Annotated in this window: 21 protein-coding genes and 1 pseudogene; 16 read left to right on the forward strand and 6 right to left on the reverse strand. The window is 60.4% G+C overall.

The features are described 5' to 3' along the window. Nucleotides 1-201: 201 nt before the first annotated feature. The 10 genes from L4G42_RS09665 to pdeM all read left to right on the forward strand — a co-directional run bounded on the left by L4G42_RS09665 (nt 202) and on the right by pdeM (nt 13,995). On the forward strand, nt 202-2,685 hold the full coding sequence (locus L4G42_RS09665; RefSeq protein ID WP_237250322.1) for a penicillin acylase family protein: 2,484 nt from the start codon (nt 202-204) through the stop codon (nt 2,683-2,685). Nucleotides 2,686-3,265: 580 nt separating this feature from the next. Beyond that, nucleotides 3,266-4,312, forward strand: coding sequence for a ligase-associated DNA damage response exonuclease (locus tag L4G42_RS09670; protein WP_237259780.1), 1,047 nt, complete (start codon nt 3,266-3,268; stop codon nt 4,310-4,312). Further along, a complete protein-coding gene (locus L4G42_RS09675) occupies nt 4,309-6,024 on the forward strand; it encodes an ATP-dependent DNA ligase (RefSeq protein ID WP_237250324.1) in 1,716 nt (571 codons plus the stop codon). Before L4G42_RS09670 ends, L4G42_RS09675 begins: the two co-directional genes overlap by 4 nt. Before the next feature lie 379 nt (nt 6,025-6,403). After that, complete coding sequence (locus L4G42_RS09680; protein WP_237250325.1) at nt 6,404-7,186, forward strand: transporter substrate-binding domain-containing protein; 783 nt, start codon at nt 6,404-6,406, stop codon at nt 7,184-7,186. A gap of 79 nt (nt 7,187-7,265) precedes the next feature. Then, complete coding sequence (locus L4G42_RS09685) at nt 7,266-7,994, forward strand: ABC transporter permease (protein ID WP_133772567.1); 729 nt, start codon at nt 7,266-7,268, stop codon at nt 7,992-7,994. Beyond that, nucleotides 7,991-8,701, forward strand: a complete 711-nt coding sequence (locus L4G42_RS09690) for an ABC transporter permease (RefSeq protein WP_065992577.1) — start codon at nt 7,991-7,993, stop codon at nt 8,699-8,701. Before L4G42_RS09685 ends, L4G42_RS09690 begins: the two co-directional genes overlap by 4 nt. Before the next feature lie 9 nt (nt 8,702-8,710). Continuing rightward, entirely contained in the window at nt 8,711-9,829 is a 1,119-nt protein-coding gene (locus L4G42_RS09695; protein ID WP_237250326.1) for a succinylglutamate desuccinylase/aspartoacylase family protein, read from the forward strand. A gap of 12 nt (nt 9,830-9,841) precedes the next feature. Then, the gene (locus L4G42_RS09700) at nt 9,842-10,606 is read left to right on the forward strand and encodes an ABC transporter ATP-binding protein (RefSeq protein WP_065992575.1); all 765 of its coding nucleotides are present in this window, start codon (nt 9,842-9,844) and stop codon (nt 10,604-10,606) included. Nucleotides 10,607-10,849: 243 nt separating this feature from the next. Then, the gene (locus L4G42_RS09705; protein WP_237250327.1) at nt 10,850-13,342 is read left to right on the forward strand and encodes a ligase-associated DNA damage response DEXH box helicase; all 2,493 of its coding nucleotides are present in this window, start codon (nt 10,850-10,852) and stop codon (nt 13,340-13,342) included. Further along, on the forward strand, nt 13,339-13,995 hold the full coding sequence (gene pdeM, locus L4G42_RS09710) for a ligase-associated DNA damage response endonuclease PdeM (RefSeq protein WP_237250328.1): 657 nt from the start codon (nt 13,339-13,341) through the stop codon (nt 13,993-13,995). Before L4G42_RS09705 ends, pdeM begins: the two co-directional genes overlap by 4 nt. Nucleotides 13,996-14,116: 121 nt before the next feature. Here pdeM and L4G42_RS09715 read toward each other — a convergent pair whose 3' ends face one another. Beyond that, nucleotides 14,117-14,338, reverse strand: coding sequence for a hypothetical protein (locus tag L4G42_RS09715; protein ID WP_237250329.1), 222 nt, complete (start codon nt 14,336-14,338; stop codon nt 14,117-14,119). 109 nt (nt 14,339-14,447) lie between these two features. Next, nucleotides 14,448-15,014, reverse strand: coding sequence for a dCTP deaminase (gene dcd / locus L4G42_RS09720; protein WP_074889011.1), 567 nt, complete (start codon nt 15,012-15,014; stop codon nt 14,448-14,450). A 310-nt stretch (nt 15,015-15,324) separates the two neighbouring features. On the opposite strand from dcd, the gene L4G42_RS09725 reads away from it, so the two are divergent. Then, nucleotides 15,325-15,534 carry a cold-shock protein gene (locus L4G42_RS09725; RefSeq protein WP_002554837.1) on the forward strand — a complete coding sequence of 70 codons (210 nt, stop codon included), beginning with the start codon at nt 15,325-15,327 and terminating at the stop codon, nt 15,532-15,534. Between the two features lie 166 nt (nt 15,535-15,700). Here L4G42_RS09725 and apbC read toward each other — a convergent pair whose 3' ends face one another. Further along, complete coding sequence (gene apbC / locus L4G42_RS09730) at nt 15,701-16,795, reverse strand: iron-sulfur cluster carrier protein ApbC (RefSeq protein WP_237250330.1); 1,095 nt, start codon at nt 16,793-16,795, stop codon at nt 15,701-15,703. A gap of 183 nt (nt 16,796-16,978) precedes the next feature. Between apbC and metG the strand changes: the two genes are divergently transcribed. The 4 genes and pseudogenes from metG (at nt 16,979) to L4G42_RS09750 (ending at nt 20,872) form a co-directional block, all read left to right on the forward strand. Then, on the forward strand, nt 16,979-19,027 hold the full coding sequence (metG, locus tag L4G42_RS09735) for a methionine--tRNA ligase (RefSeq protein ID WP_237250331.1): 2,049 nt from the start codon (nt 16,979-16,981) through the stop codon (nt 19,025-19,027). Beyond that, nucleotides 18,990-19,925, forward strand: a pseudogene (gene rsxB / locus L4G42_RS09740) (electron transport complex subunit RsxB); the annotation flags it as partial. The gene metG and the pseudogene rsxB, both read left to right, overlap by 38 nt. A gap of 20 nt (nt 19,926-19,945) precedes the next feature. Next, nucleotides 19,946-20,584: an endonuclease III gene (gene nth, locus L4G42_RS09745; protein WP_237250332.1), complete on the forward strand. Its 639-nt coding sequence runs from the start codon at nt 19,946-19,948 to the stop codon at nt 20,582-20,584. Nucleotides 20,585-20,689: 105 nt separating this feature from the next. Continuing rightward, complete coding sequence (locus tag L4G42_RS09750) at nt 20,690-20,872, forward strand: PA3496 family putative envelope integrity protein (protein WP_237250333.1); 183 nt, start codon at nt 20,690-20,692, stop codon at nt 20,870-20,872. Between the two features lie 104 nt (nt 20,873-20,976). Here L4G42_RS09750 and L4G42_RS09755 read toward each other — a convergent pair whose 3' ends face one another. Continuing rightward, nucleotides 20,977-21,603 carry a response regulator transcription factor gene (locus L4G42_RS09755; protein ID WP_037012286.1) on the reverse strand — a complete coding sequence of 209 codons (627 nt, stop codon included), beginning with the start codon at nt 21,601-21,603 and terminating at the stop codon, nt 20,977-20,979. 1,149 nt (nt 21,604-22,752) lie between these two features. Here L4G42_RS09755 and L4G42_RS09760 point away from each other — a divergent pair. Beyond that, nucleotides 22,753-23,307 (forward strand): hypothetical protein, encoded by a 555-nt coding sequence (locus tag L4G42_RS09760; RefSeq protein ID WP_237250334.1) that lies wholly within the window; start codon nt 22,753-22,755, stop codon nt 23,305-23,307. 170 nt (nt 23,308-23,477) lie between these two features. Here L4G42_RS09760 and L4G42_RS09765 read toward each other — a convergent pair whose 3' ends face one another. Both L4G42_RS09765 and L4G42_RS09770 read right to left on the reverse strand, forming a co-directional pair. Next, a complete protein-coding gene (locus tag L4G42_RS09765; RefSeq protein WP_237250335.1) occupies nt 23,478-24,695 on the reverse strand; it encodes an argininosuccinate synthase in 1,218 nt (405 codons plus the stop codon). A gap of 130 nt (nt 24,696-24,825) precedes the next feature. Continuing rightward, nucleotides 24,826-25,812, reverse strand: a complete 987-nt coding sequence (locus L4G42_RS09770) for a flagellar protein MotY (protein ID WP_237250336.1) — start codon at nt 25,810-25,812, stop codon at nt 24,826-24,828. Nucleotides 25,813-25,879 lie beyond the last annotated feature (67 nt).

Raw genomic sequence — 25,879 nt, forward strand, 5'->3', positions numbered from 1 at the left:
GCCTAGGTCAGCTGCCATCGACATGCCTAACGCAGCATGTTCGCCAGCAAGCCGGCTCCTACGGACTGATAGTGTTCAGGGAGCCCCGCTGTATCCCCTCCTGGAGATCCAGAAAATAAACTCCCTTGCCCGGCTTGCGTGGCGCTCGCCTGCTCTCTAACGTAGCGCCTTTTCTACGCACACCCCCGCAGGAGCTACATCATGGCCTCGCCAGCCCTTTCAACCTTGAAAACGCGCATGAGCGCGGCCGCTGCCATGATCGGACTCTTGAGCCTGGCCGGTTGCCAGCTGGGCGGTGAAGACCGCGACAGCCTGCCGCCTGCCAGCGGGGTGTTTGCCATTAAAGGGCTGGCGCAGAACGTCTCGATTCGCCGCAACAATCTGGGCATGCCGCTGATAGAAAGCAGCACGTTCCATGACGCGCTGTTCACTCTTGGGTATGTCCACGCCAGCGACCGCATCACGCAAATGATGCAAATGCGCTTGCTCGCCCAGGGCCGACTGTCGGAAATCGCGGGGCCGGGCGCCCTCGATCTCGACCGCATGATGCGCGCCGCCAACCTTAAACAGACCGCCGGCCAGCTGTATGCGGCCTCATCGCCGCGGCTGAAACGCTTCTTCGAGGTGTACGCGCGCGGCGTCAACGCCTACCTGTTCCGCTACCGCGACAAGCTGCCGGCTGACCTCGCCGATTCGGGTTACAAGCCTGAATACTGGAAACCGGAAGACTCGGCGCTGATTTTCAGCCTGCTCAACTTCAGCCTGTCGGTAAACCTGCAGGAGGAGATCTCCTCGCTGGTGCTCGCGCAGAAAGTCGGGACAGACAAGCTGGCCTGGCTGCTGCCGACCTATCCCGACGAAGCGTTGCCCTTTGCTGAAGCCGAAAAGCTCAAGGGCCTGAACCTGGGCAACCAGCTGCCGGGCCTGAGCGATCTGGACAAAGCAGCGCTGCAGCTTTCCGACCTCAACCTGCTGGGGGTTTCGGCCTCCAACAACTGGGTGATCTCGCCCCAGCGCGCGCGCGCCGGCAAGAGCCTGCTGGCCACCGACAGCCAGTTGGCGCCGACCCTGCCGTCGATGTGGAATTTCGTGCAGATCCGCTCGCCGAAATACCAGGCCGCGGGCGCCACCGTCGCGGGCTTGCCGCTGGTCTTGTCCGGCTTCAACGGCAAACTGGCCTGGGGCATGGGCCCGGCGATGGGCGACAACCAGGACCTGTTCCTGGAAAAACTCAAGCGCGAAAACAATCGCCTGATGGTGATGGCCGACGGCAAATGGGTAGCGGCAGGCGCCCATGAGGAAACCTACTTCGTCAAAGGCCAGAGCCCGGTGCGCGAGCCCGCGTACGAAACACGCCACGGCCCGCTGCTCAACGCAAGTTCGGCGCAGCTGGCCAGCGGCCTGGGCATCGCCCTGCAGACACCAGACGCCAAGGACGACAAAACCCTCGACGCCCTCTTCGATCTGACCCGGGCGCAGAACGTGCAGCGAGCTTTCGACACCACTCGGGAAATTCGTGCCATCACCCTGAACATGGTGTTCGCCGATGCCTCGAACACCGGCTGGCAAGTGACCGGCAAATACCCGAACCGCCGCGACGGGCTCGGCCTGATTCCTTCGCCGGGCTGGGATGGCCGGTTCGACTGGGACGGCTACGCCGACGCGATGCTGCATCCGTACGATCAGGATTCGCAACAAGGCTGGATCGCCACCGCCAACCAACGCACGGTGCCGAAAGGCTATGGCATGCAGCTGTCCAATTCCTGGGACTACCCGGAGCGCGCCGAGCGCATCGCCGAACTGGCCAACGCCGGCAAACAGGACACCCGCAGCACCGTCGGCATGCAATACGACCAGACCACGACCTTCGCCGCCAAACTGAAGAAAATGTTCTCCGCGCCGGGGATGTCAGCGCCGCTCAAGCAAGCCATCGACGCCCTGCCCGCGCCAGACCGCGACAAGGCCCGCGAAGCGCTGACCCGACTGATGGCGTTCGACGGCAGACTGTCGCCAGTGTCGGCAGATGCGGCGATTTACGAATTATTCCTGCAAGAAAGCGCCCGCCAGACCTTCCTCGACGAACTCGGCCCGGAAACCAGCCCTGCCTGGAAAGCGCTGGTGCAAAGCGCGGACCTGTCCTACTCGCCTCAGGCCGATCACCTGCTGGGCCGTGAAGACAGTCCGTATTGGGACGACGTGAAAACGCCGCAAAAAGAAGACAAACCCGCCATCCTCGCCCGCAGCCTGGCCGCTGCAATCACCGTCGGCGAAGCCCAGCTGGGCACTGATCACAAAGCCTGGCAGTGGGGCAAACTGCACCAGACCACCTGGACCGCCCAGAGCGCCCAACTCACCGCCGCGCTGGGCGGCAGCAAGGCAAGCGTGCTCAAAGGCCCGATCGCCACCGGCGGCGACCACACCACGCTCAATGCGTCGGGCTTCCACTGGGGCCAGGACTTCAACGCCGCCGTCGTCTCGGCCATGCGCATCATCGTCGACTTCGCCCAACAAGAACCGATGATGGCGCAAAACGCCGCCGGCCAATCCGGCAACCCGGCCAGCCCGTACAACGCCAACGGCATCGACCCCTGGATGAAAGGCCTGTACATGTCCGTGCCGATGCAACCGGAAAACTTCGAAAAAGCCTACGGCAAGCAGCGCCTGACACTGACGCCCGGGAAGTGAGCGGTCTAGCGATCCGTGATGACGCGGAGCGTCTCGGGATGCACTCCCACGCAGAGCGTGGGAACGATCAAGCGTTGAACCGCAGGATTGAGGGTGCCCAAACCGGCCCCTTCCCGGCTAAAGCCGGTCCCACGAAAAGCAAAGCGTGCGGTCAGTGGGACCGGCGGCGCCCCGTAGGACCGGCTTTAGCCGGGAAGCTTTTGATCTGCTTTTGATCTTCATACGCAAAAGGCCCAGACACCGCCAATCGCGACTTGGGTGCAGGCTGAACGCAGGTCTCGCTCCGTGGGCCGAGCCGCATGGATGCGGCGAGAGCGCCGTCAGGACATGGATGTCCGTTCGGCGCGGGCCCACGGAGCGAGACCGAAGTGAGGGTACTCCGACGCAGGAGGAGCCAAACCAGGAGCAGGCACCCTTGGCTGCTCTTTAAAACCGAGAGGGGGGTGCTTTTCCAAGTAACTCGCCGAAGGCGAAACCCGAGGCCGTTAGGCCGACGCTCTTGATCTGGCTTCAAAACCCCAACCGAACTTCTGCGCCCCGCCACCGCTCTACCTGACAAGTCCCCAAACCCGGTCAAACCATGGATCTCGTCATTGCTCGCCCAGAAGGCCTCTACTGCCCGCCCGGTGATTTCTACATCGATCCGTGGCGCCCGGTCGAACGCTCCGTCATCACCCACGCCCACGGCGACCACGCCCGCACCGGCAATGAACACTACCTCGCCGCCGCGCCCGGCGAAGGCATATTGCGCTCCCGACTGGGCCAGGACATCAACCTCCAGACCCTCGCCTACGGCGAAAGCATCACCCACCACGGCGTCAAACTCAGCCTCCACCCGGCGGGCCACGTCCTCGGCTCCGCCCAGGTCCGCCTCGAATACCAGGGCGAAATCTGGGTCGCCTCAGGCGACTACAAAGTCGAACCCGACGGCACCTGCGAACCCTTCGAACCCGTGCGCTGCCACACCTTCATCACCGAATCCACCTTCGGCCTGCCGATCTACCGCTGGCAGCCCCAATCGGAAATCTTCGCCGGCATCAACGAATGGTGGCGCTCCAACGCCGCCGCCGGCAAAGCCAGCGTCCTGTTCGCCTACTCATTCGGCAAAGCCCAACGCATCCTCCACGGCATCGATTCCAGCATCGGCCCGATCCTCGTCCACGGCGCCGTTGAACCGCTGAACCGCGTCTACCGCGAAGCCGGCGTGCGCATCCCCGAAACCCACTACGCCGGCGACTTTAAAAAAACCGACCCCGCCCTTCGCTCAGCCCTGATCGTCGCGCCGCCTTCCGCCGGCGGCAGCACCTGGATGCGCCGCTTTGGCGAATTCAGCGACGCCTTCGCCAGCGGCTGGATGATGCTGCGCGGCACCCGACGTCGGCGCGGCGTCGATCGCGGCTTCGCCCTCTCCGACCATGCCGACTGGCCGGGCTTGCTCTGGGCCATTGAAAACACCGGCGCCGAAAGGGTCATGGTCACCCACGGTTCGGTGGCCGTGCTGGTGCGCTACCTGCGCGAGCTGGGCCTCGATGCCCAGGGTTTCAGCACCGAATACGGCGACGAAGAAGACGACGCAGCGGTCAAGACTGAACCCGAACCCGAATCGACAGGGGGGGCCTCGTCATGAAGGCCTTCGCCGAGCTGTATTCGGACCTCGACGCCACCACTTCCAGCAACGCCAAACTGGCCGCCATGCAAGGCTATTTCAGCAAGGCGGCACCCGAAGACGCTGCATGGGCGGTGTACTTCCTGGCTGGCGGACGCCCACGGCAATTGGTGCCGACACGCATGTTGCGTGAGCAGGCGCTGCTGCTGTCCGGCTTGCCGGAATGGTTGTTCGAGGAAAGTTACCAAGCGGTCGGCGATTTGGCAGAAACCCTGTCGCTGTTGCTCCCTAAAGCCGAGCACAGCTCAGAAGAAGGCTTGGCCAGCTGGATGGAAAACCATCTGCTGCCGCTGCGTGGCCTGCCGCCGGAAGAATTGCTCGAGCGCCTGCCGACGTTCTGGTCGCAACTGGACCCGCAAAGCCTGATGGTCTGCCTGAAGCTGATCACCGGCAGCTTCCGGGTCGGCGTCTCGAAACTGCTGGTGACCCGCGCCCTCGCCGCGCTGGCCGATATCGACAGCAAGCGCGTTGCCCAGCGACTGGTTGGGTACACCGATCTTTCCCATCGCCCCAGCGCCGAAGGCTATCTAAAGCTCATCGCCGAAGAATCGGCCGACGAACACGCGCAACGAGGTGGCCAGCCCTACCCCTTCTTCCTCGCCCACGCGCTGCAGCAACCCGTCGATCAGTTCGAGAACCTGCTGGGCGCCGCCGAAAACTGGCAGGTGGAGTGGAAGTGGGACGGGATTCGCGCCCAGGTGGTCAAGCGCGAAGGCCGATTGTGGATCTGGTCGCGGGGTGAAGAACTGGTCACGGATCGCTTCCCGGAACTGCACAGCCTGACTCAATGCCTGCCCGACGGCACTGTGATCGACGGCGAGATCGTGGTCTGGAAAGCCGCGACCCCGGAGAATGCCGAGGAAGGCGCATTCGCCCTGGACACCCCCGCGCCCGGCACGCCTGGCGAAGCGACGCCGTCGGTGCAGCCCTTCGCCCTGCTGCAACAGCGGATCGGTCGCAAAACCCTCGGCAAGAAGATTCTGGAAGACGTGCCGGTCGTCGTGCTGGCTTACGACCTGCTGGAATGGGAAGGCCACGACTGGCGCAGTCGTCCGCAACATGAGCGGCGCACGCAGATGGAAAAGGTCATCGCCAATGCCCAGAGCCCGGTGTTGATGCCCTCTCCCTTGCTGACCGGCGAGGACTGGCTCGACCTCGGCCGGCAGCGTGAGGCGTCCCGCAGTCTCGGCGTGGAAGGCATGATGCTCAAGGCGCGGGACTCGATGTACGGCGTAGGGCGCACCAAGGACATGGGCGTGTGGTGGAAATGGAAAATGGACCCGTTCAGCGTCGACGCCGTGCTGATCTACGCCCAACGCGGCCACGGCCGCCGCGCCAGTCTGTATAGCGACTACACGTTCGCGGTCTGGGACGGCCCGCCGGAATCCAGCGAACGGACATTGGTGCCCTTCGCCAAAGCGTATTCAGGACTGACCGACGAAGAGATGCGCAAAGTCGATGCAATCATCCGCAAGACCACCGTCGACAAATTCGGCCCGGTGCGAAGTGTTACCCCGACCCTGGTGTTCGAGCTGGGCTTCGAGGGCATTGCGCTATCGAAACGGCACAAGAGCGGCATCGCCGTCAGGTTCCCGAGGATGCTGCGGTGGCGCCTCGACAAGCCCGTTGCCGAAGCCGACAGCCTGGCGACGCTCCAGGACCTGCTGGCCTGAGCACCGTCGCGGTGCGCGGGGCGGGCTCCGGTCCGCGTCGAATGCGCTGAAATGGGGCGCGTCAAAACGCCAGCCTTTCAGGAGCGAGCCCCGCCAGGCGTTTCGAATCTCCCCTCCACCGCAACAAGCACCGCTGGTGACCCCAACGGCTGCAACTTTTTCGCCCACTCTCAACGGGATACAGCTACTCTGCCGTTGCCTGCGGGGCCTCAAAAAAAGACAAAAGATGGCGCTGAGTCATCATTGCGACAACTCCGTACATTTAAAACGCGCGTTCGTTTGTTTGGTTCGGAAATTGCTGTCTATTTGCGGTCTGGCTTTTGCCGGTAGCAAGCCTTCGCGTGTTCCCAACGCTCAATTTGGTTTTAAGGACTGAACGATGAAAAAAGCATGGCTGACCCTTTCCGCACTCGCCATCTGTCTGGCCGCCGGTAACGCAATGGCCAAGGAGTACAAGGAGCTGCGTTTCGGCGTCGATCCTTCCTACGCGCCATTCGAATCCAAAGCCGCCGATGGCAGCCTGGTGGGCTTCGATATCGATTTGGGCAACGCGATCTGTGCTGAATTGAAGGTCAAGTGCAAGTGGGTCGAAAGCGATTTCGACGGCATGATCCCAGGCCTGAAAGCCAACAAGTTCGACGGCGTCATCTCCTCCATGACCGTGACCCCGGCCCGCGAGAAAGTCATCGACTTCTCCAGCGAACTGTTCTCCGGCCCTACCTCGCTGGTCTACAAAAAAGGCTCCGGCCTGAGCACTGACCTTGCTTCGCTCAAAGGCAAAACCGTGGGTTACGAGCAAGGCACCATCCAGGAAGCCTACGCCAAGGCCATTCTGGACAAGGCTGGCGTGAAAACCCAGGCCTATCAAAACCAGGATCAGGTGTATGCCGACCTCGTTTCGGGTCGTCTGGACGCCTCGGTTCAAGACATGCTGCAAGCCGAGCTGGGCTTCCTGAAGTCGCCACAAGGCGGTGACTACGAAGTCAGCAAGCCAATCGACGATCCCTTGCTGCCAGCCAAAACGGCAGTCGGCATCTCGAAAGGTAACAAGGACCTGAAAGCGCTTTTGGACAAAGGTATCAAAGCGTTACACGATGACGGCAAGTACGCCGAGATCCAGAAGAAGCACTTCGGTGATCTGAATCTGTACAGCGGTAAATAAGCAAACAGACGCCCGTTGATTTCAGCCAGAATCCGCCGCTGAAGTTCACGGGCGTTTTTATTGACTGTATAGGTTGCACATGTTCGAAACTCTCCTGCAAAACCTGGGACTGTCAGCATTCAGCCTGAAAGGCTTCGGCCCGCTGTTGCTGCAAGGCACCTGGATGACCGTCAAATTATCGGTAATGTCGCTGCTGCTGGCCATCGTGCTCGGCCTGCTGGGCGCCAGTGCCAAACTGTCGAAAGCCGCTGTGCTGCGCGTTCCGGCCCAGATTTACACCACGCTGATCCGTGGCGTGCCGGACCTGGTGCTGATGCTGCTGATTTTCTACAGCCTGCAAACCTGGCTGACCACGCTGACCGAAGCGATGGATTGGGATTACATCGAAATCGACCCTTTCTCTGCCGGTGTCATCACGTTGGGCTTCATCTATGGCGCGTATTTCACCGAGACCTTCCGCGGCGCGATTCTCGCCGTACCGCGCGGCCAGGTCGAAGCCGCCACGGCCTATGGGCTCAGCCGTTCGCAACGGTTTCGAATGGTGGTATTCCCGCAGATGATGCGCTTCGCCCTGCCCGGCATCGGCAACAATTGGCAAGTGGTGCTCAAGGCCACCGCGCTGGTGTCGATCATCGGCTTGGCCGACTTGGTCAAGGCCGCGCAGGACGCGGGTAAAAGCACTTATCAGCTGTTCTATTTCCTGGTACTCGCCGCACTGATCTATCTGGTCATCACCAGCGTGTCCAACTTCGCCCTGCGCTGGGCCGAACGGCGTTATGCCGCCGGCAGCCGGGAGGCTCAACGATGATCGAGTTGCTGCAAGAGTACTGGCGCGCTTTCCTTTATACGGACGGCCAGAACATCACCGGCCTGGCCATGACGATGTGGCTGCTCAGTGCCTCCATCGCCATCGGCTTTATCGTTTCGATTCCGCTGTCCATCGCCCGCGTGTCGCGCAATCCGCTGGTGCGCTGGCCGGTGCAGTTCTACACCTACCTGTTCCGCGGAACGCCGCTGTATATCCAGTTGCTGATTTGCTACACCGGGATTTACAGCATCGCTGCCGTGCGTGAGCAGCCAATGCTCGGCGCGTTCTTCCGGGACGCAATGAACTGCACCATCCTCGCCTTCGCCCTGAACACCTGCGCCTACACCACCGAAATCTTTGCCGGTGCGATTCGCAGCATGAACCACGGCGAAGTCGAGGCGGCCAAGGCTTACGGCCTGACCGGCTGGCGCTTGTACACCTACGTGATCATGCCGTCGGCACTGCGCCGTTCGCTGCCTTATTACAGCAACGAAGTGATCCTGATGCTGCACTCGACCACCGTGGCCTTCACCGCCACCGTGCCGGACATCCTCAAGGTTGCGCGCGACGCCAACTCGGCCACCTTCCTGACGTTCCAGTCGTTCGGCATCGCGGCGCTGATCTACCTCACGGTCACGTTTATTCTGGTGGGCCTGTTTCGATTGGCTGAACGCCGCTGGCTGGCCTTCCTCGGCCCGACTCACTAGGAACCCTGCATGCGACACCAGACCCATGATCTGCTGGCCCCGGTGCCCGGCACCGCGCGACAGATCCACAGCTTTCACTACGGCCCGGAAAACGGCGCCTGCAAGGTTTACATCCAGTCGTCCCTGCACGCCGACGAACTGCCGGGCATGCTGGTGTCCTGGTACTTGAAGCAACGGCTGGCCGAGCTTGAAAACGCCGGTCAGTTGCTCGGCGAAGTGGTGGTCGTTCCGGTGGCCAACCCCGTCGGCCTGGAGCAGGTCCTGATGGACATGCCACTGGGCCGTTACGAGCTTGAAAGCGGACAGAATTTCAACCGCCGCTTCGTCGACCTCGGTCAGCAAGTGGGCGATGAAGTCGAAGCGCTGCTGACCGATGACCCCAGGGGCAACGTCACGCTGATTCGCAAAACCTTGCTGGCCGCACTGAATAACTGCGTCGGCAGCACCCAGCTGGAGTCCCAGCGCCTGACGTTGCAACGCCTGGCCTGTGACGCCGATGTGGTGCTGGACCTGCATTGTGATTTCGAATCCGTCGAGCACCTGTACACCACGCCTGAGGCCTGGCCGCAGGTCGAGGCGCTGTCGCGTTATCTCGGCGCACAGGCAAGCCTGCTGGCGACTGATTCCGGCGGGCAGTCGTTCGACGAATGCTTCACGCTGGTCTGGTGGCAACTGCAGCAACGATTTGCCAAACGCTTTCCGATTCCGCTGGGCAGTTTTTCCGTGACCCTGGAGTTGCGCGGCCAGGGCGATGTCAATCACGCCCTCGCCAGCCGCGATTGTCAGGCGATCATCAGCTACCTGATGCACCACGGCGCCATTGCTGGCGAGCCGGTCGCGCCACCTGAACTGATTTACCCCGCGACCCCGCTGGCGGGCGTCGAGCCCGTTGCCACGCCGGTCGGCGGTCTGTTGGTGTTCTGCACACTGCCCGGCGAATACGTCGAGGCGGGGCAATTGATCGCTGAGGTCATCGACCCGATCAGCGACGCAGTGACCCCGATCCACACGGCCAACGCTGGCCTTATGTACGCCCGCTCATTGCGACGCATGGCGACCGCCGGCATGGTCATCGCCCATGTCGCCGGCACCGAAGCCTACCGCAGCGGCTACTTACTTTCTCCTTGAGGACTGCCCTTCATGTACAAACTGACCATCGATGGCCTGCACAAAAGCTACGGTGACCACGAGGTGCTCAAAGGGGTGTCGCTCAAGGCCAGCGTCGGCGACGTGATTTGCCTGATCGGCGCCAGCGGCTCGGGCAAGAGCACATTCCTGCGCTGCATCAATTTTCTCGAGCAACCCAATGACGGCGCCATGAGCCTGGACGGCCAGCCTGTGCGCATGGTCAGCGACACCGGCGGAATGCGCGTCGCCGATCCGGCCGAGCTTCAGCGGATTCGCACGCGCCTGGCGATGGTGTTCCAGCACTTCAACCTGTGGAGCCACATGACGGTGCTGGAAAACATCACCATGGCACCACGCCGTGTGCTCGGCGTGTCGAAGGTTGAGGCTGAGGCCCGCGCGCGCAAATACCTGGACAAGGTCGGACTGCCCGCACGCGTTGCCGATCAGTACCCGGCGTTCCTGTCCGGCGGCCAACAGCAGCGCGTGGCCATCGCCCGCGCGCTGGCGATGGAACCGGAAATCATGCTCTTCGACGAACCTACATCGGCGCTCGACCCTGAATTGGTGGGTGAAGTGTTGAAAGTGATTCAGGGCCTCGCTGAAGAGGGCCGGACCATGATTCTGGTGACCCACGAAATGGGCTTCGCCCGCAAGGTCGCCAATCAGGTGGTGTTCTTGCACCAGGGCCAGATCGAGGAAATGGGCCACCCGGACGACGTGCTGGGCAGCCCGAAGAGCGAGCGCTTGCAGCAGTTTCTGAGCGGGAATTTGAAGTAATTCGTAGTGCGCTGATCTCCCGCCGAGCTCATGACTCTCGGCAAATGCAAATCCTGTAGGAGCGACCGGGGTGGCGCTCCACCTTGCCCGCGATAGCCAGTTGTCTGTGCCGAAACAGGTGACTGACGGAAAGCCATCGCGGGCAAGCGCGCTCCTGCAGTTTCAGCGCCGGGTGATAAATCCCGACCAAACTAAACCCCTCCCCCCGCGGTCTCTGACTTAACCCCTTCCCAGAGCCTGCGCATGCCCAAAGCTGTCAATTTCGCCAAGCGCTGGTTTGCCGAGCGTGGCTGGAAACCGTTCCCCTTCCAGAAAGAAGTCTGGGCCGCCGTCGCTCGGGGCGAGTCGGGCCTGTTGCACGCCAGCACCGGCGCAGGCAAGACCTATTCGGTGTGGTTTGCCGCCCTCAATCAGTTCGCCCGGCCCGCGCCCGGGCCCACGGAGCAGAAGCCGCGCAAGCGCAAGCCCGTTGCCGCGCCCCTCAGCGTGCTGTGGATCACGCCCATGCGCGCCCTCGCCGCCGACACCGCCCGCGCCCTGGAAGTGCCGCTGCAGGATTTGCAGATTCCGTGGAGCGTCGGCCTGCGCACGGGCGACACCAGTAGCAGCGAACGCGCCAAACAGGGCCGGCGCCTGCCCTCCGCGCTGATCACCACGCCGGAGAGCCTGACGCTGCTGCTGACCCGCGCCGATGCCCAGGCAACGATGTCGACGCTGAAGATGGTGGTGGTCGATGAGTGGCACGAACTGATCGGCAACAAGCGCGGCATCCAGCTGCAGCTGGCGCTGGCGAGGCTGCGCCAGTGGAATCCGCAGTTGGTCATCTGGGGCCTTTCCGCGACCCTCGGCAACCAGGAGCACGCGCAACAGGTGCTGGTGGGCGATCGCGGCACCACCGTTCACGGCAAAGTGGTCAAGGAATTGATCGTCGACACGCTGTTGCCGCCGTCGATCGAGCGCTTCCCCTGGGCCGGGCACATGGGATTGCGCATGCTCCCGCAGGTGCTGGCCGAGGTCGACAGCTGCTCCAGCTGCTTGCTATTCACCAATACCCGGGCGCAGTCGGAAGTCTGGTATCAGGCGCTGCTGGAAGCGCGCCCGGACTGGGCCGGGCTGATCGCGCTGCACCACGGCTCGCTGTCCCGCGAGGTCCGTGACTGGGTTGAACGGGCGCTGAAAGAAGGCCACTTGAAAGCGGTGGTCTGCACCTCGAGCCTCGACCTTGGTGTGGACTTTTTGCCAGTCGAGCGCGTGCTGCAGATCGGCTCGGCCAAGGGCGTCGCGCGGCTGATGCAGCGTGCGGGACGTTCGGGCCACGCGCCAGGCCGCCCGTCACGGGTCACGCTGGTGCCGACCCACAGCCTGGAACTGGTCGAGGCCGCGGCCGCCCGCGACGCAGTCAACGCACGTTTGATCGAACCCCGCGAATCACCCTACAAGCCGCTGGATGTCCTCGTACAACATCTGGTGAGCATGGCGCTCGGTGGCGGCTTTACTCCCGACGCGTTACTGGCCGAAGTTCGCACCGCGTGGGCCTATCGCGATCTCACGGACGAGGAATGGGAGTGGGCGCTGGCTTTCGTGCGCTACGGCGGTCTGTCACTGACGGCGTACCCTGATTATCGACGCGTTGAGCCTGACGAAGACGGCATCTGGCGCGTCCCCGATGCACGCCTCGCCCGACGCCACCGCATGAGCGTGGGCACCATCGTCAGCGACGCTAGCATCAACGTGAAGTATTGGAGCAAGGGCGGCGGAGGCGGATCCCTCGGCAGCGTCGAAGAAGGCTTCATCGCCCGATTGAAACCCGGAGACGGCTTTCTGTTCAGCGGTCGCCTGCTGGAACTGGTGCGCGTTGAGAACATGACCGCGTACGTGAAAAAGGCTACGGGCAAGAAAGCCGCCGTCCCACGCTGGAATGGCGGACGGATGCCGCTCTCCAACGAACTGGCAGACGCCGTTGTCGAAAAATTCGATGCCGCGGCCCGGGGCGACTTCAGCAGCCCCGAGATGCACATCGTCAGCCCGCTGCTCGAAGTGCAACGGCAATGGTCGGCGCTGCCGCGCAAGGACACGCTGCTGGCGGAAGTCTTGAAGTCTCGCGAAGGCTGGCATTTGTTTCTCTATCCCTTCGCCGGACGGCATGTGCACCTGGGGTTGGCGAGCCTGCTGGCGTGGCGACTGAGCCGCGACACGCCGCTGACCTTCTCGATCGCCGTGAATGACTATGGCTTCGAGCTGCTCAGCGCCACGCCGATCGACTGGAGCGAGCGCCTGTCGACACAGCTGTTTTCAGAAGACGAGCTGCTGGCGGATATCATTGCCAGCCTGAACGCCGGCGAACTTGCACTGCGCCGCTTTCGCGAGATTGCCCGCATCGCCGGGCTGGTGTTCTCCGGATACCCTGGCGCGCCTAAAAGCAATCGACAGCTGCAAGCCTCAAGCGGCTTGTTCTTCGAAGTGTTCAAACAGTACGACGCCAGCAACCTGCTGCTGACGCAAGCTCAAGAGGAAGTGCTGCGACAAGAGCTGGACGTGGCCCGTCTCGAACAAACCCTCAGCCGTATCAACAACCGAACCCTGGATTTGCACGTGATCAAACGCCCCACCCCGATGGCCTTTCCGCTGCTGGTAGAACGCATGCGCGAAAGCCTCAGCACCGAAAAACTCTCTGACCGCATCGCGCGAATGGTCAGTGACCTGGAAAAAGCCGCCGGGCCTGAGGTTATGACGTGAGGCCGTATCTGTCGATTCAGTTGGCGGGTGCGGAGTTGTGGTTACTGGCGGATAAGGCCATCTACTACCCGGCCGAGCGCGCGCTGTTGATCGCCGACGCCCACTTTGGCAAGGCCGCTGCCTACCGACGGTTGGGCCAGCCAGTACCCCATGGCACCACCGACGATAACCTTCAGCGCCTGGATGCACTGCTGGCGAGCTATGACTGCGATCGGTTGATCTTCCTGGGGGATTTTCTGCACGCCCCGGAATCCCACGCAGCCGGCACGCTGTCGGCCATTCAGGCATGGCGCGACAAACATCACGGTCTGGGGATCACCCTGATTCGAGGTAACCATGACAAACGTGCAGGCGACCCGCCACCGGAACTGCGCATGGAAGTCGTCGAGGAACCCATGTTTCTGGGGCCTTATGCGTTGCAGCACGAACCTGACCCGCACCCTGATTTTCACGTCCTGGCGGGGCATGTGCACCCGGCCTACCGACTGTACGGACGAGGACGCCAGCGATTGCGGCTGCCATGCTTCTACGTGCTCCCACGCGTGAGCCTGCTGCCGGCATTTGGTGCTTTTACGGGGGGTATGAATATCGATCGGGCTGAGAACAGCAAGATTTATGTGGTGGGGGATGGAGCGGTGTGGGAGGCGGTTTGAAGCGGAATTCCAGCTACCGGAGACAGAGCTGAAAAATCTCCGGGATCGAGTCGAACGCTTTTATGTGACTGACAGAGGACGTAATGGCCCCGCCGATGCCCTGGCTTCGGCGGGACATGGATCAGGCAACCGGCGCCGGTGGTGGCTCGTCTGGTATGGTCGGCACGCCACCTTCGTCAGGCTGGGGATATTCGTTGGGAGTATCCGGGTCTGGCTGCCCGGGAATGCCCCCGGCGACCATATTATTGAGGTGTGGATGCGCTAACAGCGACCAAGCCAGCAAACCAACCTGATTGGCACTCGGGTCGGGTTCCTTGCTGCTGGTGTTGATGTGTCTCTTCATAGGGCACTCCTGAGCGTTGGCCCCACCCGCATGGTGCGGTTGGGAACAGTTCAGTCAATAGAGTGCGAATTCCGAGACAAATTCAGTGACTGGCTGACAAATGGCGCGATTAGGTACGGGGCAGCGTCACACCGCGCTGGCCTTGATACTTGCCACCACGGTCCTTGTAGGACACTTCACACTCTTCGTCGGATTCCAGGAAAAGCATCTGTGCGACGCCTTCGTTGGCGTAAATCTTCGCCGGCAGCGTGGTGGTGTTGGAGAACTCCAGCGTCACGTGGCCTTCCCATTCAGGCTCAAGAGGCGTCACGTTGACGATGATGCCGCAGCGCGCGTAGGTGCTTTTGCCCAGACAGATGGTCAGCACGTTACGCGGAATGCGGAAATATTCGACGGTGCGTGCCAGCGCAAACGAGTTCGGCGGGATGATGCAAACGTCGCTTTTGACGTCTACAAAACTTTTTTCATCGAAATTCTTCGGGTCAACGGTGGCCGAATTGATGTTGGTGAACACCTTGAATTCATCGGCGCAACGCACGTCGTAGCCATAGCTGGAGACACCGAAAGAGATCACCCGATCAGCGCCTTCGCCGCGCACCTGACGCTCCACGAACGGCTCGATCATGCCGTGTTCCTGCGCCATGCGGCGAATCCACTTGTCCGATTTGATGCTCATGGCGGTGTCCTGAATAGCGAGGTGAAAAAGATGTCCGGCATCTTACCGGTCGAACGCCCCGGGTTCAAAGATTGCGCACCGCGTGGATTAAAGGCGTTGAGCCACCTCAAGAAAAAATCGCAGACAGCCCCTTTGCACATCCGAGAAAAAGGGGTAAGGTGACTCCACTGTGTTGCTTGTGTCACTGAGAATATCTACACGATGTTGAATTTCGATCCAACCATCTCCAAGAATTTTTCCTGCTCTTTGCACTCAGTCTCGGCCAGGGCACTTCCTGAGTCGCAGTTAACTTTGTCCAAGGAGATACACCATGTCTAATCGCCAAACTGGTACCGTTAAGTGGTTCAACGATGAAAAAGGCTTCGGCTTCATCACTCCACAATCGGGTGACGACCTGTTCGTTCACTTCAAAGCTATCCAATCTGACGGCTTCAAAAGCCTGAAAGAAGGCCAACAGGTCTCTTTCATCGCTACCCGCGGTCAGAAAGGCATGCAAGCTGAAGAAGTTCAAGTTATCTAACTTGTACTGAATCGCTTAAAAGACCCCGCCCTCAAAAGCGGGGTTTTTTTATGCCTGTAGAAAGGGCATTCCTGCACATCCCGCCGGCGACATCTGCCTCAAATCTTGCTACCGCGACATGCCGAGCATCCGGCACATCGCGTCTCCAGCCTTACGCCTTAGCGCATCAGTCATCGCTCACAGAGATGCTCGGCATCTCCGCAGACGCGGCTTCCTGCAGCACGATCCGCGCGCCGACATGACGCGCCAGCTCCTGATACACCATCGCAATCTGACTCTCGGGTTCGGCAATCGCCGTCGGCTTGCCGCCATCGGCCTGCTCTCGAATCAGCATGGACAGCGGCAGCGAGGCCAGCAGCTCGACGCCATATTGCGTCGCCAGCTTCTCCCCTCCGCCTTCGCCAAACAGATGCTCGGCATGACCGCAGTTCGAGCAGATATGCACGGCCATGTTCTCAACGACACCCAGCACCGGGATGTTGACCTTGCGGAACATCTCCACGCCTTTTTTCGCGTCCAGTAATGCGAGGTCCTGCGGGGTCGTGACGATCACTGCGCCCGCAACCGGGACCTTTTGCGCGAGGGTCAGCTGGATATCGCCGGTGCCTGGCGGCATGTCGATGACCAGGTAATCCAAATCATTCCAGGCGGTCTGGGTCACCAGTTGCAGCAGCGCCCCCGACACCATCGGCCCTCTCCAGACCATCGGTGTGTTGTCGTCGGTCAGAAACGCCATGGACATCACTTCGATCCCATGGGCCTCGATCGGCACGAACCACTTCTGATCCTTGATCTTCGGACGGGTGCCTTCGGCGATGCCGAACATGACGCCCTGGCTCGGGCCGTAGATATCGGCATCAAGAATGCCTACGCGCGCGCCTTCGCGGGACAGCGCCAACGCCAGGTTCGCCGCCGTCGTGGATTTACCGACGCCGCCTTTGCCCGACGCAACGGCCACGATGTTCTTCACATTGGCCAGACCGGGGATCTGGCCGAGCGCTTTGTGCGGGTGAATGACCGAGGCGATCTGGACGCTGGCGGATGCCACGCCATCCAGTCCTTCAATCGCCATCTGCAGCATCTGCGCCCAGCCGTTCTTGAACAACGCGGCCGCGTAACCCAACTCCAGCTGGACGCTCACGCGCTCGCCGTCGATCTCGATAGCGCGGACACACCCGGCGCTGACCGGGTCCTGATTCAAGTAAGGATCGGTGTACTGGCGAAGGACGGCTTCCACCGTTGCGCGATTGACAGCGCTCATGGGTGACTCCCTATAAAGACTGACTAAAACAGGGGGCCATCCTACCTTGTATGCCTGATAAAGAACGCAACGACATTTCCTTTCAAGCACATCGGCAGATTCCGACACGCAGCGCGGGATGAAAAAAAACGCTCAGGCCTTTATAGTGGCCGACCTCCGTTTCACTTCAAGTAGCCGAGCCCAATGTCCGAGCCACGCAAGATTCTCGTCACCAGCGCCCTGCCCTATGCCAATGGTTCCATTCACCTTGGCCACATGCTCGAGTACATCCAGACCGACATGTGGGTGCGCTTTCAAAAGCACCGCGGCAATCAGTGCATTTACGTGTGCGCGGACGACGCCCATGGCTCGGCGATCATGCTGCGCGCCGAGAAAGAAGGCATCACGCCCGAGCAGTTGATCGCCAACGTGCAGGCCGAGCACAGCGCCGACTTCGCTGACTTCCTGGTGGATTTCGACAATTTCCACTCGACCCATGCTGAAGAAAACCGCGAACTGTCGAGCCTGATCTATACCCGCCTTCGCGACGCCGGCCACATCGCCACGCGCTCCGTGACGCAGTATTTCGACCCGGAAAAGAAAATGTTCCTGGCCGACCGTTTCATAAAAGGCACCTGCCCGAAATGCGGCACCGAAGACCAGTACGGAGACAACTGCGAAAAGTGCGGCGCGACCTACGCCCCGACTGACCTGAAAGATCCGAAGTCCGCGATTTCCGGTGCAACCCCGGTGCTCCGAGACTCAAAGCATTTCTTCTTCGACCTGCCGGCGTTCGACGCCATGCTCAAGAGCTGGACGCGAAGCGGCACGTTGCAGGACGCCGTAGCGAACAAACTTTCCGAATGGCTCGATTCCGGTCTGCAGCAGTGGGACATCTCCCGCGATGCGCCGTATTTCGGCTTCGAGATTCCCGACGAGCCGGGCAAATATTTCTATGTGTGGCTGGATGCTCCTATCGGCTACATGGCGAGCTTCAAGAACCTCTGCGCGCGCCGTCCGGAACTGGACTTCGATGCGTTCTGGCGCAAGGACTCGACCACCGAGCTCTACCACTTCATCGGCAAAGACATCGTCAACTTCCATGCGCTGTTCTGGCCGGCGATGCTCGAGGGCTCAGGTTTCCGCAAGCCTACCGGCATCAACGTTCACGGCTACCTGACCGTTAACGGCCAGAAGATGTCGAAGTCCCGTGGCACCTTCATCAAGGCTCGCACGTACCTTGAACACCTGTCGCCGGAATACCTGCGTTACTACTACGCGGCCAAGCTGGGCCGTGGCGTCGACGATCTCGACCTGAACCTCGAGGACTTCGTGCAAAAGGTCAACTCCGACCTGATCGGCAAGGTGGTGAACATCGCCAGCCGTTGCGCGGGCTTCATTCAGAAAGGTAACGCAGGCTTGCTGGTGGCCGGCAATGCAGAGCCCGAACTGACCGATGCTTTTCATGCCGCAGCGCCTAGCATTGCCGATGCCTACGAGGCACGTGACTTTGCCCGTGCGATGCGCGAAATCATGGCGCTGGCCGACCGCGCCAACGCCTGGATCGCCGACAAGGCGCCCTGGTCGCTGGCCAAGCAGGAAGGTAAACAGGACGAGGTTCAGGCGATCTGCGCCCTGGGCATCAATCTGTTCCGTCAGTTGGTGATCTTCCTCAAGCCTGTGCTGCCGAATCTGGCCGCAGACGCCGAGCAGTTCCTCAACGTCGCGCCACTGACCTGGGATGACCACCAGACGCTGCTGAGCAATCATCAGCTCAACCCGTTCCAGCCGTTGATGACGCGCATCGACCCCGTAAAAGTGGAAGCCATGACCGACGCATCGAAAGAAGACCTGGCCGCCAGCACCACCGACACAGGTGCGGCACCGCAGGGTAATGGTGAGCTGACCAACGACCCGCTCTCCCCGGAGATCGACTTCGACGCCTTTGCGGCGATTGACCTGCGCGTCGCGCTGATCGAAAAAGCCGAGCACGTCGAAGGCGCCGACAAGCTGCTGCGCCTGACGCTGGACATCGGCGACGAGAAGCGCAATGTCTTCTCAGGCATCAAGAGCGCCTACCCGAACCCGGCGGAGCTGGAGGGTCGGTTGACCATGATGATCGCCAACCTGAAGCCGCGGAAAATGCGCTTCGGTATCTCCGAAGGCATGGTGATGGCAGCGGGTCCTGGCGGTGAAGAGATTTACCTGCTGAGCCCTGACACCGGCGCCAAGCCCGGTCAGCGCATCAAGTAAACCGACCCGAACCGTAACATTCTGCACGTTATCGACGGCCCGCTCGGGTCGTCGATCGGGTCCAAGCATGAGCCTGATTCAGCGCATCGACGCCTTGCTGCCGCAAACCCAGTGTGGGAAGTGCGGCCATCCAGGCTGCCAGCCCTACGCCGAAGGCGTTGCGAGCGGCGAAGCCATCAACAAGTGTCCACCCGGTGGCGACGAGACCATCGCAGCATTGGCTCGACTGCTGAATGTGCCGGTCCTGCAACTGGACATCGAGCGAGGCAACGCGCCGGCGCAAGTTGCGTTTATTCGCGAGGCCGAGTGCATCGGTTGCACCAAATGCATTCAGGCCTGCCCCGTGGACGCGATCGTCGGCGCCGCCAAGCTGATGCACACCGTCATCGTTCAGGAATGCACCGGCTGTGACCTGTGCGTCGCTCCCTGTCCGGTCGACTGCATCGACATGCTGCCGCTGCCGATGACCTCGGTGCCGTTCATTGGTGATTGTGCGATGGATGAGGCGCAGCGATCAGCCAGAGCCGTCAAACGCAATCGCGCACGGCAACGCTTTGACGCGCGCTCGGCGCGCATACAGCGCGATGAGCAGCGACGCCAGACCGAACGCCAGGCTCGCCAGTTACGGACTGTCGCGCCTGCCGTTCTCCAGCCAGACCCGGCGCAAGCCGCCCTGGCGCGCATTCGCTCAACACCATCGGCGGGCGGTGACGCGGCGTTGAAACAGGCGCGCGCCCAGGTCGCCATGAGCAGGGCTCAATTGCTGAAGTCGCTGAAAGCCTTTGGTCACCCGCCAATTGCCGAACAAGCCGCACAACTCGTGCAGTTGCAGCGCGGCCTCGACGAGGCAGAGCACGCGCTCGCCCAGTTGCAGAACCCGGCGTCCGCAGCACCGTCTTCTCAGGAAAAGCCTACCCCATGAACGCCGCCAAACGCCTTGAGATCTTTCGTCGCTTGCACGAAGACAATCCCGATCCCAAAACCGAGCTGGCCTACACCACGCCATTCGAGCTTCTGATTGCCGTGATTCTCTCGGCCCAAGCCACCGACGTCAGCGTCAACAAGGCCACGGCGCGTCTCTACCCGGTCGCCAATACGCCTCAGGCGATTTGCGCGTTGGGTGTCGAGGGCTTGTCTGCCTATATCAGGACCATCGGGCTGTATAACAGCAAGGCGCGGAACGTGATCGAAACGTGCCGCTTGCTGATTGAGCTGCACGAAGGGGAAGTGCCGCAAACCCGAGAGGCCCTCGAAGCCCTTCCCGGCGTGGGCCGCAAGACCGCGAACGTGGTCCTGAACACCGCGTTCCGCCAGTTGGCAATGGCAGTCGACACGCACATCTTCCGCGTCAGCAACCGTACCGGCATCGCGCCCGGGAAGAATGTGCTGGAGGTTGAAAACAAGCTGATGAAATTCGTGCCCAGGGATTACCTCATGGATGCGCACCACTGGCTGATCCTTCACGGCCGTTACGTGTGTATTGCGCGCAAGCCTCGGTGTGGCAGCTGCCGGATCGAGGACCTGTGCGAGTACAAGGCCAAGACCTCTGACGATTGAACGATAGCGTCTTAGGGCTTTGATCGATTAAAAAAATCTTTTTTACCCGCGCGAGGTTTGTCGCTATAAGAGGCGCCAACGACTGTTCACGCCTGAGGCTGAATCATGAGCGATGAAAAAGACACCCTCGAAGTTGACGACGACTTCGTGATCGAAGAGCCGGAGGACGTCCCGCCCGTGCCGATAGAGACCGCCAAGACCAACCTCAGCAAGCGCCGCACCATCGATAACCTGCTGGACGAGCGTCGCCTGCAAAGGCAGCTTGCAGACTACGATTTCGATTTCTGACCGCCCCTTGAAATGCTCTGCCTGAAGGCCTCTCCCTGCGGAGAGGCTTGGGCAGAAAACGTGAACTGAAAACGCCGCCTTGAAGCACCGTTGTCCCTCGGCCATCAAACCAGCCCGTTACGTTGGGCGAGCTCGATGAGGTCGACCAGCGAATGCGCATTGAGCTTGAGCAACAGACGCGTCTTGTACGTGCTGACGGTCTTGTTGCTCAGGAACATGCCGTCGGCGATTTCCTTGTTGGTCTTGCCACGGGCCAACTGCTGCAACACCATCATTTCCCTTCCCGACAGACGATCCACCATCTCCGCCTCACTGGCATTGCCGAGACTGGAGCGCACCGTGTGCAGTGCCTGATTGGGGAAATAACTGTAGCCGGACAACACCGCCTTGATGGCGCTGAGCAATTCGGTCAAATCCTGCTGCTTGCAGACATAACCCGCCGCGCCCGCCTGCATACAGCGCATTGAAAAATGCCCCGGCGCCTGGGAAGTCAGGATCAGCACTTTGAAGGCCAGCGTCATTGCCGACAACCGGGCGATGACCTCCAGGCCATCGAGCTTCGGGATACCAATGTCCAGAATGACAATGTCCGGCAAGTGCTCGCGCGCCAGTTGTAACGCATCCACGCCGTTATCCGTCTCGGCAATGACTTCGTAGCCATGGCGTTCCATCAACATGCGTACGGCGAGTCTAATGACAGGGTGATCATCCACGATCAACACTTTATTCATGAGCAGTCCATTCTTCGCTGTTCGAATTTTCAGAGCCCGCACAATAGCTTAGTCGTTTAGTGCTTTGCATGGCGCTCCTCCCTGCAGACCAGCAGGCAAAGACCTTTCTCACTCAACCAACAGAAAAATCCTACAAAACCTGCCCTATCCGCTCTATTTTTAACGATGTTCAATCCTGCCTCAGTACGTGACCGCATAATTTCCGAGACCGCAAGTGATAATTTTTGAATCCTGAACACGCTGAGCATTTGTGACTATATGAATGCAGATTGATAGCGCGTTTTGTCCTAAGGTAGGTCGGCGACCCATTGCTTCGTCAACCGGTTTGAAGGTACGGAAATCCAGGCCTTCCGGGACGCTCGGGAAAAATGTGTTTCCTCTATGAAGCGCTGCTTCAGGCTAATCGGATACAGCCGGTTCACCCTGATCGTTATGGCTTTAGCATATGCCCATCTCACCGCGCTGCCAGCAAACAAAAATCATAAAATATTGCAGGCCATGGGAGGCGTGTGCAACCGCACACACTTGGTTATGTTACACACTTGGGTTCGACGAGTTTCATTACATATTAAATGCTCGAAAGGACCTACAGCGGGTTCAGAAATTTCCGAACAGTGCGGGTTAACTTTCAACTGTTCTCACCCTACTCCGGGGACCAGGAGCGGGATAGAAAGTTACGCCGCTTAACGACCTCCGCTCGGTGCGACCCATTTTAATAACGGCTGCGTCACATCACCTCATTGAAACAGGAGGATTGCCCGCCTTTCACGTAATACTATTCAGCTCATAACATCCAGCACCCTCAAGTCATTCCAGAAAAATACTACATAACTAACGGACTATTATTACCGTAAAGAACTTCGCCCTAAGAGATTAAAAAACAAACCGCCTATTTTTTGGCTTTTTACTTGCCAAACCTATTACCAGTCGTTACTTTTTGATGAGCGAATGGTTCAGCCCACTGTTAGTTAGTGGTTCTTATCACGATATAAGATTATTGCGCATATAAAAACCGGGGGCTTCTTTTGCCAGCAGTCCGTGCGCAGGCCACTCTTCGGCATGAATAAGCCATTCAGTGTTTAAACGCCCTTACGCGTGAACGTCCCGGCAGTGAAGGCTGTTTATTTGATATGTTCAAAGGAACCTACCATGACCAAGAAAATAAAATACTCTATCGGCACAAGCAGCGACCCTCTCAAACTGGCGGAAGCGGTAGAGCGCTACGTTTCTCAGGGCGGCGTCATTAATGTCATTGCGCAAGGAGAGTCACGGGAGACCGAAGCGTCGAGGCAAACCCGGGACGCCGATCCGGAAGCGGAGCTGTGCACCAAGGTCGATCTTCTCAAGGGCCTTGTTGCCAAGGGAGCTGGTGTCGCCGCGCTGCAATACTCGCTGCGCATGAACCAGAAGGACATCAAGCGCCTGGCCAGCGAAAACGGCCTCAAGATCCGCTACTGCCAGCCTGTTCGCCGGTCACGCACGTCTCGGCAACGAGAACCGGCAACACTGGACGATGCTACTGCCGGGCATGCCATGCATTACTCGGCGCTGGGTTACACCGTTCCCGAAATCGCTCAACTACTGGGCGTCGGCGTACGCGATATCTGGGACATCGGCAAAGCCTATCGTTTTGAGTTTCGAACAACTTCGAAGGGGGATACGGCTGAGAAAACCGCTGGCGAGGAGACAGATTTGCCAACATGACGAAGGAGATAGCGCAGGGCGCGAGCACGTCTTCTACCGCCTGTAAACGGGGGTCAATAATCGGCCAGCGTGGGAGCGGGAAGAGTTTCAAATGAATCGCCAGTGGCACACGGACGACAGGTGTAATGAGTGCAGCCCCGAACAGGGCTGCACATCAATCACGACAGGGATCAGAACAACTTGCGGCCCTTGTTCGCTGCAATGCGCATACGCAACGCGTTGAGCTTGATGAAGCCGGCAGCGTCTGCCTGGTTGTAGGCGCCACCGTCTTCTTCAAACGTCGCGATGCTGGCATCGAACAGCGACTCGTCGGACTTGCGACCGGTCACGATCACGTTGCCCTTATAAAGCTTCAAGCGCACGACACCATTCACGTGGGCCTGCGAAGCATCGATCATCTGCTGCAGCATAAGACGCTCAGGGCTCCACCAGTAACCGGTGTAGATCAGGCTGGCGTACTTGGGCATTAGTTCGTCTTTGAGGTGAGCGACTTCGCGGTCCAGGGTGATCGACTCGATCGCACGGTGAGCACGCAGCATGATGGTGCCGCCAGGGGTCTCGTAGCAGCCGCGGGACTTCATGCCGACGTAGCGGTTCTCGACGATGTCCAGACGACCGATGCCGTGCTCGCCGCCAATGCGGTTCAAGGTGGCGAGGACGGTGGCCGGGGTCATTTCAACGCCGTCCAGTGCCACGATGTCGCCGTTGCGGTAGGTCAGCTCCAGGTACTGCGGCTTGTCCGGCGCGTTTTCCGGCGACACTGTCCACCGCCACATGTCTTCTTCGTGCTCGGTCCAGGTGTCTTCCAGCACGCCGCCTTCATAGGAGATGTGCAGCAGGTTGGCGTCCATCGAGTACGGGGATTTTTTCTTGCCGTGGCGCTCGATCGGGATCGAGTGCTTCTCGGCGTAGTCCATGAGCTTCTCGCGGGACAGCAAGTCCCACTCGCGCCATGGCGCAATCACTTTTACGCCAGGCTTGAGCGCGTAGGCGCCCAGTTCGAAGCGGACCTGGTCGTTGCCTTTGCCGGTAGCGCCGTGGGAAATGGCGTCAGCGCCGGTTTCGTTGGCGATTTCGATGAGGCGTTTGGCGATCAGGGGACGCGCGATGGAAGTACCCAGCAGGTACTCGCCTTCATAGACGGTGTTGGCGCGGAACATCGGGAACACGAAATCACGCACGAATTCTTCGCGCAGGTCGTCGATGTAGATTTCTTTGACGCCCATGGCTTGCGCCTTGGCGCGTGCTGGCTCGACTTCTTCGCCCTGACCCAGGTCAGCGGTGAAGGTCACCACCTCGCAGTTGTACGTATCTTGCAGCCACTTGAGGATTACCGAAGTATCCAGGCCACCGGAATACGCGAGAACTACCTTGTTTACGTCCGCCATGCCATCACTCCAACGCGTTGTACGGAAAACCGACGAGTTTACCGTTCACGCGCAGGAATTTACAGTGTCGCGACAGCTTCTGACGACAAAGCGACAGATTCTGTCAGTCAGACGACCTGGCCGCGCCTCATCAAGAGGCCTTGCCGGCGGGCGCACTGGCCGCTGTAACAGGCGCGGCGCCCGGGGCAGGCGTTGCGGCAGGTCCAGGCAATGGAGCCGGCATCGGAGCAGGCGCTGCGGATGGCGGCACGGCTGGGGTCTGCTGCGCCACACGTTCCAGGTGAATGTTCACCCGGCGGTTGCGCGCGCGATTGGCGTTGTTGGTGTTGGGCGCCAGCGGGTACTGTTCGCCGTGGAAGCGCAGGGTTATCTGCTCTTCCGGGATGCCTTGGGCTTTAAGGTAGTCCATGACCGACAGGGCACGACGCCGCGACAGATCGCGGTTGGTCAATCGGTTGCCGCTGTTGTCGGAGTGACCGTCGAGTTCGACGTGATTGACCGTCGGATCAGCCTGCATATAAGCCAGCACGGTGTCCAGCTTGCGCTTGGCGGAAGCGTCCAGCTCGATGCCGCCGCCGGGGAAGCCGATTTCGGACTGCCGCACTTGCTCGAAATTCATCGGCAACAGCTTCGCCGTACACACTTGAAACTCGCCGTAGGCCTTGCTGAATTTGACCGGCAGCAGACGGACTTCCATCGCGCCGCCGCCATCACGCAGAGAATGACGAATCATCGGGCTGCGCCCTTCCATCAGGCCCGCAATCAGACGCGTAGCCTGGGCCTGATTGGTATTGAAAGGAATCTCGCCGCTGCCGACTTTCACCGCGCCAAGATTGAGATCACTGCGACCCGGCTGCCACGGCGCCGCAGCGGCAATCAACATGGCCGAACCGGACGCCAGACTGTAGCCATTTGCTTTCAAGCGAAACGTCGGCTGCTCACCCGCGCGACGCACGAACTCTCCGGCACCGAAATCGGTGATCGGCTGCGTCAGCCTGCACTCGAACTGATCACCTTCCACCTTCCACTCAATATTCTCCAGACGGGTCTGGAATGTGAGCGCCATGGCTGGCAGGCTGGCAAACGCGCTGAGCAGGACTAGATATCGCTGGCGCACGGGAGGCTCCACTAAATTCACGTGTAACAAAATTTATGACTTACACGTGGCTATCGGTAACTTCCCG

The organism is Pseudomonas petrae, from assembly GCF_021728295.1.
Classification (GTDB): domain Bacteria; phylum Pseudomonadota; class Gammaproteobacteria; order Pseudomonadales; family Pseudomonadaceae; genus Aquipseudomonas; species Aquipseudomonas petrae.

Excerpts from the sequence above, each read along its gene's own strand:
- L4G42_RS09690 (WP_065992577.1), top strand. The coding sequence starts at position 7,991 with ATGATCGAGTTGCTGCAAGAGTACTGGCGCGCTTTCCTTTATACGGAC.
- L4G42_RS09700 (WP_065992575.1), top strand. The coding sequence starts at position 9,842 with ATGTACAAACTGACCATCGATGGCCTGCACAAAAGCTACGGTGACCAC.
- L4G42_RS09765 (WP_237250335.1), bottom strand. The coding sequence starts at position 24,695 with ATGGCGGACGTAAACAAGGTAGTTCTCGCGTATTCCGGTGGCCTGGAT.
- L4G42_RS09695 (WP_237250326.1), top strand. The coding sequence starts at position 8,711 with ATGCGACACCAGACCCATGATCTGCTGGCCCCGGTGCCCGGCACCGCG.
- nth (WP_237250332.1), top strand. The coding sequence starts at position 19,946 with ATGAACGCCGCCAAACGCCTTGAGATCTTTCGTCGCTTGCACGAAGAC.
- L4G42_RS09715 (WP_237250329.1), bottom strand. The coding sequence starts at position 14,338 with ATGAAGAGACACATCAACACCAGCAGCAAGGAACCCGACCCGAGTGCC.
- metG (WP_237250331.1), top strand. The coding sequence starts at position 16,979 with ATGTCCGAGCCACGCAAGATTCTCGTCACCAGCGCCCTGCCCTATGCC.
- apbC (WP_237250330.1), bottom strand. The coding sequence starts at position 16,795 with ATGAGCGCTGTCAATCGCGCAACGGTGGAAGCCGTCCTTCGCCAGTAC.
- L4G42_RS09755 (WP_037012286.1), bottom strand. The coding sequence starts at position 21,603 with ATGAATAAAGTGTTGATCGTGGATGATCACCCTGTCATTAGACTCGCC.
- L4G42_RS09750 (WP_237250333.1), top strand. The coding sequence starts at position 20,690 with ATGAGCGATGAAAAAGACACCCTCGAAGTTGACGACGACTTCGTGATC.
- dcd (WP_074889011.1), bottom strand. The coding sequence starts at position 15,014 with ATGAGCATCAAATCGGACAAGTGGATTCGCCGCATGGCGCAGGAACAC.
- L4G42_RS09760 (WP_237250334.1), top strand. The coding sequence starts at position 22,753 with ATGACCAAGAAAATAAAATACTCTATCGGCACAAGCAGCGACCCTCTC.
- L4G42_RS09680 (WP_237250325.1), top strand. The coding sequence starts at position 6,404 with ATGAAAAAAGCATGGCTGACCCTTTCCGCACTCGCCATCTGTCTGGCC.
- L4G42_RS09675 (WP_237250324.1), top strand. The coding sequence starts at position 4,309 with ATGAAGGCCTTCGCCGAGCTGTATTCGGACCTCGACGCCACCACTTCC.
- L4G42_RS09685 (WP_133772567.1), top strand. The coding sequence starts at position 7,266 with ATGTTCGAAACTCTCCTGCAAAACCTGGGACTGTCAGCATTCAGCCTG.
- L4G42_RS09670 (WP_237259780.1), top strand. The coding sequence starts at position 3,266 with ATGGATCTCGTCATTGCTCGCCCAGAAGGCCTCTACTGCCCGCCCGGT.
- L4G42_RS09725 (WP_002554837.1), top strand. The coding sequence starts at position 15,325 with ATGTCTAATCGCCAAACTGGTACCGTTAAGTGGTTCAACGATGAAAAA.
- L4G42_RS09705 (WP_237250327.1), top strand. The coding sequence starts at position 10,850 with ATGCCCAAAGCTGTCAATTTCGCCAAGCGCTGGTTTGCCGAGCGTGGC.
- L4G42_RS09665 (WP_237250322.1), top strand. The coding sequence starts at position 202 with ATGGCCTCGCCAGCCCTTTCAACCTTGAAAACGCGCATGAGCGCGGCC.